At 67.4% G+C, this 11,149-nt stretch carries 8 protein-coding genes; all 8 read left to right on the plus strand.

Going from position 1 to position 11,149, the window contains the following annotated elements:
• Positions 1–48: 48 nt before the first annotated feature.
• The 8 genes from G6N66_RS26255 (at position 49) to fadD32 (ending at position 11,143) form a co-directional block, all read left to right on the plus strand.
• Positions 49–1,971 carry a glycosyltransferase gene (locus tag G6N66_RS26255; protein WP_085233798.1) on the plus strand — a complete coding sequence of 641 codons (1,923 nt, stop codon included), beginning with the start codon at positions 49–51 and terminating at the stop codon, positions 1,969–1,971.
• Complete coding sequence (locus tag G6N66_RS26260) at positions 1,964–2,497, plus strand: phosphatase PAP2 family protein (RefSeq protein WP_085233799.1); 534 nt, start codon at positions 1,964–1,966, stop codon at positions 2,495–2,497. The genes G6N66_RS26255 and G6N66_RS26260 overlap by 8 nt, the downstream gene beginning before the upstream one ends.
• An 8-nt stretch (positions 2,498–2,505) precedes the next feature.
• The gene (locus G6N66_RS26265) at positions 2,506–3,426 is read left to right on the plus strand and encodes a decaprenyl-phosphate phosphoribosyltransferase (RefSeq protein ID WP_085234061.1); all 921 of its coding nucleotides are present in this window, start codon (positions 2,506–2,508) and stop codon (positions 3,424–3,426) included.
• A complete protein-coding gene (gene aftB / locus G6N66_RS26270) occupies positions 3,413–5,383 on the plus strand; it encodes a terminal beta-(1->2)-arabinofuranosyltransferase (protein WP_372515827.1) in 1,971 nt (656 codons plus the stop codon). Before G6N66_RS26265 ends, aftB begins: the two co-directional genes overlap by 14 nt.
• Before the next feature lie 326 nt (positions 5,384–5,709).
• Entirely contained in the window at positions 5,710–6,753 is a 1,044-nt protein-coding gene (gene ag85A / locus G6N66_RS26275; RefSeq protein ID WP_085233801.1) for a diacylglycerol acyltransferase/mycolyltransferase Ag85A, read from the plus strand.
• Between the two features lie 171 nt (positions 6,754–6,924).
• Positions 6,925–7,839 (plus strand): esterase family protein, encoded by a 915-nt coding sequence (locus tag G6N66_RS26280; RefSeq protein WP_085233802.1) that lies wholly within the window; start codon positions 6,925–6,927, stop codon positions 7,837–7,839.
• A 215-nt stretch (positions 7,840–8,054) separates the two neighbouring features.
• Positions 8,055–9,002, plus strand: a complete 948-nt coding sequence (gene culp6, locus G6N66_RS26285; protein ID WP_372515828.1) for a carboxylesterase Culp6 — start codon at positions 8,055–8,057, stop codon at positions 9,000–9,002.
• A 251-nt stretch (positions 9,003–9,253) separates the two neighbouring features.
• Complete coding sequence (gene fadD32 / locus G6N66_RS26290) at positions 9,254–11,143, plus strand: long-chain-fatty-acid--AMP ligase FadD32 (protein ID WP_085233804.1); 1,890 nt, start codon at positions 9,254–9,256, stop codon at positions 11,141–11,143.
• The last annotated feature ends 6 nt before the right edge of the window (positions 11,144–11,149 follow it).

Here is an 11,149-nt window from a genome sequence, read left to right on the forward strand (position 1 = left end):
CGACGATATGGCGCGCAGCGACACGAATGTAGGGGAGGAGCGGCAGCGATGACCGCCGTAAGCCTGCTGTCCCGAATCATCTTGCCGCGTCCGGGGGAACCGCTCGACGTGCGCAAGCTGTATTTGGAAGAGTCCACCACCAACGCCCGACGTGCGCATGCGACGAGCCGCACCTCGCTGGAGATCGGCAAGGAATCCGAGGTCTCGTTCGCCACGTATTTCAATGCCTTTCCGGCCAGCTACTGGCGGCGTTGGTCGATCTGTAAGTCGGTGGTGCTGCGGGTCGAGCTGACTGGAACGGGCCGCGTCGACCTGTACCGGACCAAGGCCACCGGGGTGCGAATCTCTGTGGAGGGCCGCCCGTTTGTCGGCACCGACGATCAGCCGACCGTCGTCGAAATCGAGGTGCCCCTCAGGTCGTTCGAGGACGGCGGCTGGATCTGGTTCGACATCACCACCGACACCGCGGTCAGCCTGGTCAGCGGAGGTTGGTATGCGACCGAACCCGCTCCGGGTACGGCCAACATCGCGGTGGGGATCCCGACGTTCAACCGCCCCGGCGACTGTGTCAACGCGCTCGCCGATCTCACCGCAGATCCCTTGGTGGACAAGGTCATTGGTGCGGTGATCGTTCCCGATCAGGGTACCCGCAAGGTGCGCGACCACCCGGACTTCCCGGCGGCGGCCGCCGGTCTCGGCAGTCGACTCTCCATCCACGACCAGCCCAACCTCGGCGGTTCCGGTGGTTACAGCCGGGTGATGTACGAGGCGCTGAAAAACACCGACTGCCAACAGATTCTGTTCATGGACGACGACATCCGCATCGAGCCGGACACGATTCTGCGGGTGCTGGCGATGAACCGGTTCGCCAAGACGCCGATGCTGGTCGGCGGCCAGATGCTCAACCTGCAGGAGCCGTCGCACCTGCACATCATGGGCGAGGTCGTCGACCAGTCGAACTTCATGTGGACCGCAGCGCCGCACGCCGAATACGACCACGACTTCGCCGAATTCCCGTTGAACGACAAGAACGAACGAAGCGCGCTGCTACACCGGCGCATCGACGTCGACTTCAACGGCTGGTGGACGTGCATGATCCCGCGCCAGGTCGCCGAGGAGATGGGGCAGCCGCTGCCGCTGTTCATCAAGTGGGACGACGCCGAATACGGTCTGCGGGCCGGCGAGCACGGCTACCCGACGGTCACGCTGCCCGGCGCCGCGATCTGGCACATGGCCTGGAGCGACAAAGACGACGCGATCGACTGGCAGGCCTACTACCACCTGCGCAACCGGCTGGTGGTCGCGGCCATGCACTGGGATGGCGACGTCAGCGGTCTGGTCCGCAGTCACCTGAAGGCAACACTGAAACACCTTGCCTGCCTTGAATATTCAACCGTGGCAATCCAGAACAGGGCGATCGACGACTTCCTCGCCGGACCCGAACACATCTTTTCGATTCTGGAGTCGGCCCTGCCCGAGGTGCACCGGCTGCGCAAGGAATACCCGGACGCCGTCGTGCTACCGGCGGCGAGCGAACTGCCGGCGCCGGCGCGCATGTGCAAGGCGATGAAGCCGCCGGTGAACCCGGTGTCCATCAGCTACCGGCTGGCCCGCGGCATCCTGCACAACCTGAAGCGCGCCGACCCGGAAGCTCACGAGCGCCCCGAGTTCAACGTGCCGACCCAGGACGCGCGCTGGTTCCGGTTGTGCACGGTCGACGGCGTCACCGTCACCACCGCCGACGGCTGCGGCGTGGTCTACCGCCAGCGCGACCGGCGCAAGATGTTCACGCTGCTGCTGCAGTCGCTGCGCCGGCAACGTCAACTCGCGAGCCGCTTCGACGAGATGCGCCGGGTGTACCGGGACGCGCTGCCCGTGCTGTCCAGCAAGCAAAAGTGGGAGACGGCGTTGTTGCCCGCGGGGCAGCTCTCAGCGGACGGCAAGACGGACGGCAAGCCCGGGCATGCCTGAACCCGAGCCGCCGCGCGGTGAGGTTGCCGCGATGGTTGCCGTCCAGTCGGCGCTGGCCGACCGCCCGGGCCTGCTGACCACGGCACGCGCGATGTCCCACTTCGGCGAGCACAGCATCGGTTGGGTCGCCGTGTCGCTGCTCGGCGCGCTGCTGATGCCGCGCCGCCGCGAGGAGTGGCTGCTGGCCGGCGCCGGCGCGTTCACCGCGCATGCGGCTGCCGTGCTGGTCAAGCGGGTGGTACGGCGCAAACGGCCGCATCACCCGGCCGTCGCGGTGAACGTCGGCACACCCAGCCAGCTGAGCTTCCCGTCGGCGCACGCCACCTCCACCACGGCCGCGGCCCTCCTGATGGGCAGAGCCATTGGGGCCACCGGGTCGCCGTTACCCGTGTTGCTCGTTCCTCCGATGGCACTTTCGCGGATACTGCTGGGAGTGCACTATCCCAGCGACGTGGCCTTCGGCATCGGTCTCGGCGCCGCCGTCGCGGGGATCGCCGTCCGAACGCGAAAGTTGTGGCGCAGGTGAGTGAGGACTTGAACGAACACGTCAGCGAAGAGGTCCCCGTCAAACCCCCGGGGAACCTGATCGTCGGCGTGATCAAGGCGATCCGCCCGCGGCAATGGGTGAAAAACGTGCTCGTCCTGGCCGCGCCGCTGAGCGCGGCGGGCCGCGGTTACCACTACGAATACGGCCCGCTGGCAATCCAGGTGTTGGTGGCCTTCGTGGTGTTCAGCCTGGCCGCCTCGGCCATCTACCTGATCAACGACGTCCGCGACGTCGAGGCCGACCGCGAGCACCCCACCAAGCGGTATCGCCCCATCGCCGCGGGCGTGGTGCCCGAATGGCTGGCCTACACCCTGGCCGTCGTGCTCGCCGTGGCCTCACTCGGTCTGGCCTGGTGGCTCAAGCCGAACCTCGCCGTGGTGATGGCGATCTACATCGCTATGCAATTGGGCTACTGCTTCGGCCTGAAACACCAAGCGGTGATGGACATCTGCTTCGTGTCGTCGGGATTTTTGCTGCGCGCCATCGCCGGGGGCGCGGCCACCGATACCCGGCTGTCGCAGTGGTTCCTGCTCGTCATGGCGTTCGGGTCGCTGTTCATGGCGGCCGGCAAGCGGTATGCCGAGCTGCAGCTGTCCGAGCGCACCGGCGCGGCCATCCGCAAGGCGCTGGAAAGCTACACAGGGACCTACCTGCGCTTCGTCTGGACGCTGTCGGCCACCGCGGTGGTGATGTGTTACGGGCTGTGGGCCTTCGAGCGTGACCATGGGTCGGCGGGCTGGTTCTCGGTGTCGATGGTTCCGTGGACCATCGCGATCCTGCGCTACGCGGTCGACGTCGACGGCGGGCTGGCCGGGGAACCCGAAGACATCGCGCTACGTGACCGGGTCTTGCAGCTGCTCGCGGTGGCGTGGATCGGAACACTTGGTGCCGCTGTTGCCTTCGGCTAGTCCCAACCTCGCCGCGCCTTTTGGGGCCCTGACTTTCCGGCCTTTTCGCCGTGCGCCGCGGCTGGCCCGGTTCGCGTTTCCCTATCAGCGGACGGTTCGAATCAGCCTGTGGCTGAGCGTGTTTGTGGTTGTCGTGCTGTTCGGTTGGGGTAGCTGGCAACGGCGCTGGATCGCCGACGACGGGCTGATCGTGCTGCGGACCGTGCGAAATCTGTTGGCCGGCAACGGACCGGTGTTCAACCAGGGCGAGCGGGTGGAGGCCAACACGTCCACCGCATGGACGTACCTGATGTACGTGGGAAGCTGGATCGGCGGGCCGCTGCGGATGGAGTACGTGGCGCTGGCCCTGGCGCTGACGCTGTCCCTGCTGGGCGTGGCGCTGCTCATGCTGGGTGCGGGCCGGCTGTACGCCCCCAGCCTGCGGGGACGCAAGGCGATCCTGCTGCCCGCCGGCGCGCTGGTCTACATCGCGCTGCCACCCGCGCGTGACTTCGCCACATCCGGTCTGGAGAGCGGCCTGACTCTGGCGTATCTGGGTTTGCTGTGGTGGATGATGGTGTGTTGGTCGCAGCCGCTGCGAACCCGGCCGGACAGCCGCGCGTTCCTCGGTGCCCTCGCCGTCGTCGCGGGGTTGTCCGTGCTGGTCCGGCCCGACTTGGCGCTGATGGGCGGGCTGGCGCTGATCATGATGCTCATCGCTGCCCGGACCTGGCGCAATCGCGTGCTCATCGTGGTGGCCGGGGGGTTCCTGCCGGTTGCCTACGAGATCTTCCGGATGGGCTACTACGGCCTGTTGGTGCCGGGCACCGCCCTGGCCAAGGACGCGGCCGGGGACAAGTGGTCGCAAGGCATGATCTACCTCGCGAATTTCACCGGGCCTTACGCGCTGTGGGCGCCGGTAGTTCTGCTGGTCGCGGTGGGCATCTTGGTGACGGTGGTCCGTCGTCGGCCGTCGTTCGTACGCCCGATGGAGTCCCCCAACTACGGCCGACTGGCGCGCGCGGTGCAAAGCCCCCCGGCCGCGGTGGCCTTTGTGCTGTTCAGTGGCCTGGTGCAGGCACTCTACTGGATCCGTCAGGGCGGCGACTTCATGCACGCGCGGGTGTTGTTGGCGCCGCTGTTCTGTTTGCTGGCCCCGGTGGCCGTGATCCCGGTGGCCATCCCGGACGGCGAGAAATATTCGCGCGAGACGAGCCTTTGGCTGGCCGGCGCCACCACCCTGCTGTGGCTGGGCATCGCGGGCTGGTCGTTGTGGGCGGCGAACTCGCCCGGCATGGGTGACGACGCCACCCGCGTCACCTACTCCGGCATCGTGGACGAACGCCGCTTCTACGCGCAGGCCACCGGCCACGCGCATCCGCTGACCGCCGCCGACTACCTGGACTACCCGAGGATGGCGGCGATCCTGACCGCGCTCGACAACACCCCCGACGGAGCCTTGCTGTTGCCGTCGGGCAATTACAACCAGTGGGACCTGGTCCCGATGATCCCGCCGCCCCCGGGAAGCCGTCAAAAGCCTGAGCACGCAGTGTTTTTCACCAACCTCGGCATGGTGGGCATGAACGTCGGACTCGATGTCAGGGTGATCGACCAGATCGGGCTGGCGAACCCGATCGCCGCGCACACCGAGCGCCTCAAGCACGGACGGATCGGCCATGACAAAAACCTCTTCCCGGACTGGGTCATCGCCGACGGCCCCTGGGTGAAGTGGCCCCCGGGCATACCCGGTTACCTGGACCAGGCCTGGGTCGCGCAGGCGGTGGCGGCCCTCAAATGCCCCGAGACGACGGCGGTGCTGAGCTCGGTGCGCGCCCCGATGACCCCGCACCGGTTCGTGTCCAACTTGGTGAATTCGTTTCGATTCACCGGTTACCGCATCGATCGCGTCCCGCTCTACGAACTCGCCCGGTGCGGGCTGCCGGTGCCGGACGTGCCCCCCGCTCCTCCCCGCGAGTGACCGGTTCTGGTACGGGTGCCGAAAAAATCACAGTCGCGGTTTGGCGCGCGCGATTCCCAGACACTGACAGCAAAGTCACAACCAAGCGCTCACCAGCGGGCGGCCATGCCTCGGCACATGCGAAAACGGCCGCATTCGGCGCCCCGCCGAGCGCGAAAAGCGCTGTGAATTACCGCCTCAGCGACGCGCTCGATGAGAGCCCGGGGGCAAAGATGTGATTGACTACACGGGCACTGCCGCGCCGGACGTGTGCAGTCGAAAAACCCACTAAGCCCAGAAGACGCTTTCGTGCGTGTGCTGCGGCCGAAAGGATGAGGAAGCAAAGCATGAAACTTGTTGACAGGTTTCGCGGCGCCGTAGCGGTTATGCCGCGCCGGCTCGCGGTGGGTGCCGTGGGAGCGGCTCTGCTGTCGGGTCTGATCGGCGTCGTGGGGGGCTCGGCGACCGCTGGGGCGTTCTCTCGCCCGGGCCTGCCGGTGGAATACCTGCAGGTGCCTTCCGCGGCCATGGGCCGCGACATCAAGGTGCAGTTCCAAAGCGGCGGTAACAACTCGCCCGCGCTGTACCTGCTCGACGGAATGCGGGCGCAGGACGACTTCAACGGGTGGGACATCAACACCCCGGCGTTCGAGTGGTACTACCAGTCCGGCATCTCGGTCGCCATGCCGGTCGGTGGGCAGTCCAGCTTCTACTCCGACTGGTACAAGCCCGCCTGCGGCAAGGCCGGCTGCACCACCTACAAGTGGGAGACCTTCCTGACCAGTGAGCTGCCCGCCTACCTGGCGTCGCAGCGGCAGGTCAAGCCGACCGGCAGCGCCGTGGTCGGCCTGTCGATGGCCGGTTCGTCGGCCCTGATCTTGGCGGCGTTCCACCCCGACCAGTTCATCTACGCCGGCTCGCTGTCGGCGCTGCTGGACCCGTCGCAGGGCATGGGCCCAACGCTGATCGGCCTGGCCATGGGCGACGCGGGCGGCTACAAGACCGCCGACATGTGGGGCCCGAAGGAGGACCCGGCATGGCAGCGCAACGACCCGTCGTTGCAGGTCGGCAAGCTGGTCGCGAACAACACCCGCATCTGGGTGTACTGCGGCAACGGCAAGCCGTCGGACCTCGGCGGCGACAACCTGCCCGCCAAGTTCCTGGAGGGCTTCGTCCGGACCAGCAACCTGAAGTTCCAGGACGCGTACAACGCCGCCGGTGGTCACAACGCGGTGTTCAACTTCGACGCCAACGGCACGCACGACTGGCCGTACTGGGGCGCGCAGGTCAACGCGATGAAGCCTGAGCTGCAGCGGGTGCTGGGCGCCACGCCCGGCAACGGCCCCACCACCGCTCCGGGCGCCAACCCGGCCGGCAACCAGGGCCAGTAAGCACCTGGCCTGAACAATCAACTGGCGGCGGCGACCCATCCGGGTCGTCGCCGTCAGTCGTTTTCGCGCGTCCGCGGGCGACGGGGTTCACTACCCGGCCGTCTCTGCCTGTTGGAACCGGCCCTGACCTTGGATAGTGTTCTTCACAGCTATCCACGAGGGAGGTTAGGCATGAGCGGTGTACGGGCTCTGTCGGCGGTCCTACGGGTGCTGTGCGCCGCCGCACTGTCGATCGCGGTGGGCGGTGTCACGGTCACGACAGCCAACCCGGGCAAAGCCCGCGCCGCGGGCTACGAAACCCTGATGGTGCCGTCGGGCGCGATGGGCCGCGAGATCCCGGTGGCCTTCCTGGCCGGCGGGCCGCACGCGGTGGTCCTGCTGGACGCCTTCGATGCCGGACCCGATGTCAGCAACTGGGTGACCGCAGGCAACGCGATGAACACGCTGGCCGGCAAGGGGATCTCGGTGGCGGCGCCGGCCGGTGGTGCCTACAGCATGTACACCAACTGGGAACAGGACGGCAGCAAGCAGTGGGAGACCTTCCTGTCCCAGGAGCTGCCCGATTGGCTGGCCGCCAACCGCGGCCTGGCGCCGGGCGGCCATGCCGTCGTCGGCGCCGCCCAGGGCGGGTATGGCGCGATGGCGCTGGCCTGCTTCCATCCCGATCGGTACGGCTTCGCCGGCTCGCTCTCCGGCTTCCTGTACCCGTCGGACACCTCGGTGAACGGGGCGATCACGGCGGGCATGCAGCAGTTCGGTGGGGTAAACACCCAAGCGATGTGGGGCGCGGCGCAGCTGGGCCGGTGGAAATGGCACGACCCGTGGGTCCATGCCGACCTGCTCGCGGCGAACAACAGCCGCATCTGGGTGTGGAGCCCGAAGACCGGCGCGGCCAGCGATCCCGCCGCCATGATCGGCCAGTCGGAAACCGCGATGGGCACCAACCTGACCTTCTACCAGCAGTACCGCAACGTCGGCGGGCACAACGGCCACTTCGACTTCCCCGGTGGCGGAGACAACGGCTGGGGCTCGTGGGGCGGGCAGCTGGGCGCCATGTCGGGCGACATCGTCGGCGCCATCCGCTAGCGGCGATCGCAGCGCGATCAGAGGCCAAATCGGTCCTCAGGGTGCACATACCTCGAGCCGGTACCGTGTAGTCGAGTGCAGCAGAGGGCTGCGACCTACCGACTCTGCTAGCAGGAGACCGCACAGTTATGGCCAAGAAGGCCAAATCTTCCGTGAAAACCAGCAACGCTGGTCGTCAACGTCACCGAGTTCTCGCCTGGGTCGCGGCCGGCTCGATGGCCGTCGTCGTCGGACTGGTCATCTTCGCCGTGGTGGTCATGCTGCGCAGCCCAGAAACGCCGCCGAGCGCGGTGCCCGGGGCCGTGCCCCCGACCTCTGGCTCCTCGCACCCGCACAAGCCCCGGCCCGCCTCGCAGGACGCGTCGTGCCCGGATGTGCTGCTGGTCGACGTTCCCGGTACCTGGGAATCGTCGCTGCAGGACAGCCCGCTCACTCCGATGCAATTCCCGAACGCGTTGCTGCACAACGTGACCGCCACGCTCGGCCAGCAGTTCCCGTCGTCGCGCGTGCAGACGTTCACGACTCCCTACACGGCGCAGTTTCACAATCCGCTGAGCTCCGACCAGCAGATGTCCTACAACGACAGCCGAGCGGAGGGCACCCGCGCGACCGTCCAAGAGATGACCGACATGAACAACAAGTGCCCGCTGACCAGCTACGTCCTGATGGGCTTTTCGCAGGGCGCGGTGATCGCCGGTGACATCGCCAGCGACATCGGCAACGGGCGCGGACCCGTCGATGACGACCTGGTCCTCGGTGTGACGCTGATCGCCGACGGCCGGCGCGAGCCGGGGGTGGGCAAGGTGATCGGGCCCGATCCGCCGGGGGAGGGCGCCGAGATCACCCTGCACGAGGTGCCGATCCTGTCCGGGATGGGTTTGACGATGACCGGTCCGCGGCCGGGCGGCTTCGGCGCGCTGGACGGCAAGACCAACGAGATCTGCGCGCCCGGCGACCTGATCTGTGCCGCCCCGGCCGAGGCGTTCAACATCGCCAACCTGTCCAACACGCTGAGCACACTGGCCGGCAACGGGGGCCAGCCGATCCACGCGTTGTACGCCACTCCGCAGTTTTGGAACCTCGACGGGACGCCGGCGCCCGATTGGACGCTGAACTGGGCACACGGGCTCATCGACGGCGCACCGCATCCCAAACACGGATGAACCGCGCTTACTGGGCGGCGGGACACAGCTCGCAGTACCCGGATAGTGACCGTATCGGCGGTACCTTGTGATTTGGTCTGCCGCGCGGCGCGCCTTAACATTAAGAGAAAAGTAAGAGCATACGAGTAGTGTGTGTTGACCCGATCGGGTCGCGGCTCGCGCAGGGTGGGTAGCCGAGCCAACCGAAGATAACCGTCGGCCTAAGCAGGCTGGGCCGATCGAGATGTTGCGTGATAGCAGGAGAGGGCGGAATGGCGTACCACAACCCGTTCATCGTCAATGGCAAGATCCGCTTCCCGGAAAACACCAACCTGGTCAAGCACGTGGAAAAGTGGGCGAAGGTCCGCGGGGACAAGCTGGCTTACCGCTTCCTGGACTTCTCCACCGAACGGGACGGCATCGAACGCGACCTCCTGTGGTCCGAGTTCAGCGCCCGCAACCGCGCCGTCGGGGCGCGCCTGCAGCAGGTGACCCAGCCGGGCGACCGCATCGCGATCCTGTGCCCACAGAACCTGGACTACCTCGTTTCCTTCTTCGGAGCGCTGTACTCCGACCGTACCGCGGTGCCGCTGTTCGACCCGGCCGAGCCGGGTCACGTCGGCCGGCTGCACGCCGTGCTCGACGACTGCACCCCGTCGACGATCCTGACCACCACCGACTCCGCCGAAGGCGTCCGCAAGTTCATCCGCGCCCGCTCGGCCAAGGAACGGCCCCGGGTGATCGCCGTCGACGCGGTGCCCAACGAGGTCGCCGCCACCTGGGAGCCGCCGGACTCCAACGAGGACAGCATCGCCTACCTGCAGTACACGTCGGGCTCGACCCGCGCCCCGACCGGCGTGCAGATCACGCACCTGAACCTGCCCACCAACGTGCTGCAGGTGCTCAACGCGCTGGAGGGCACCGAAGGCGACCGCGGCTGCATGTGGCTGCCCTTCTTCCACGACATGGGCCTGATCACCTGCCTGCTGTCGTCGGTGCTCGGGCAGAGCTTCACCTTCATGACGCCCGCCGCGTTCGTGCGTCGTCCCGGTCGCTGGATCCGGGAGCTGGCGCGCAAGCCCGGCGAGACGGGCGGCGTCTTCTCGGCCGCGCCCAACTTCGCGTTCGAGCACGCTGCGGTGCGTGGCCTGCCCCGCGACGACGAGCCGCCCCTGGACCTGAGCAACGTCAAGGGCATCCTCAACGGCAGCGAGCCGGTCAGCCCGGCCTCGATGCGCAAGTTCTACGAAGCCTTCGCGCCCTACGGGCTGAAGGAGACCGCGATCAAGCCGTCGTACGGCCTGGCGGAGGCGACGCTGTTCGTCTCGACCACCCCGATGGACGAGAAGCCGACGGTCATCCACGTGGACCGGGACGCGCTGAACAAGGGCAGCTTCGTGGAGGTGGCCGCCGACGCGCCGAACGCCGTCGCCCAGGTCTCGGCGGGCAAGATCGGGGTCGACGAATGGGCCGTCATCGTCGACGCCGACACGGCCAGCGAGCTGCCGGACGGGCAGATCGGCGAGATCTGGCTGCACGGCAACAACCTGGGCGTCGGGTATTGGGGCAAGGAAGAGGAGACCACCGAGGTCTTCCGGAACATCCTCAAGTCGCGGATCAGCGAGTCGCACGCCGAGGGCGCCGCCGACGACGGCCTGTGGGTGCGCACCGGCGACTACGGCACCTACCACAAGGGACACCTTTATATAGCGGGCCGGATCAAGGACCTCGTCATCGTCGATGGCCGCAACCACTACCCGCAGGACCTGGAGTACACGGCGCAGGAATCCACCAAGGCGTTGCGGGTCGGCTATGTGGCCGCGTTCTCGGTGCCGGCCAACCAGTTGCCGCCGAGCGTGTTCGATGACACGCACGCCGGCCTGAAGCTCGACGCTGACGACACCTCCGAGCAGCTGGTCATCGTCGGGGAGCGCGCGCCCGGCACACACAAGCTGGACTACCAGCCGATCGTCGATGACATCCGGGCCGCCATCGCGGTGGGGCACGGCGTGACCGTGCGCGACGTGCTGCTGGTCCAGGCCGGCAGCATCCCGCGCACGTCGAGCGGCAAGATCGGTCGCCGCGCCTGCCGCGCGGCCTACCTGGATGGCAGCCTGCGCAGCGGCGTCGCTTCTCCGACGGTGTTCGCCACCGAGTCCTGAGGAAGG

Source organism: Mycobacterium conspicuum, from assembly GCF_010730195.1.
GTDB lineage: Bacteria > Actinomycetota > Actinomycetes > Mycobacteriales > Mycobacteriaceae > Mycobacterium > Mycobacterium conspicuum.

Excerpts from the sequence above, each read along its gene's own strand:
- ag85A (WP_085233801.1), top strand. The coding sequence starts at position 5,710 with ATGAAACTTGTTGACAGGTTTCGCGGCGCCGTAGCGGTTATGCCGCGC.
- G6N66_RS26280 (WP_085233802.1), top strand. The coding sequence starts at position 6,925 with ATGAGCGGTGTACGGGCTCTGTCGGCGGTCCTACGGGTGCTGTGCGCC.
- G6N66_RS26260 (WP_085233799.1), top strand. The coding sequence starts at position 1,964 with ATGCCTGAACCCGAGCCGCCGCGCGGTGAGGTTGCCGCGATGGTTGCC.
- culp6 (WP_372515828.1), top strand. The coding sequence starts at position 8,055 with ATGGCCGTCGTCGTCGGACTGGTCATCTTCGCCGTGGTGGTCATGCTG.
- fadD32 (WP_085233804.1), top strand. The coding sequence starts at position 9,254 with ATGGCGTACCACAACCCGTTCATCGTCAATGGCAAGATCCGCTTCCCG.
- G6N66_RS26255 (WP_085233798.1), top strand. The coding sequence starts at position 49 with ATGACCGCCGTAAGCCTGCTGTCCCGAATCATCTTGCCGCGTCCGGGG.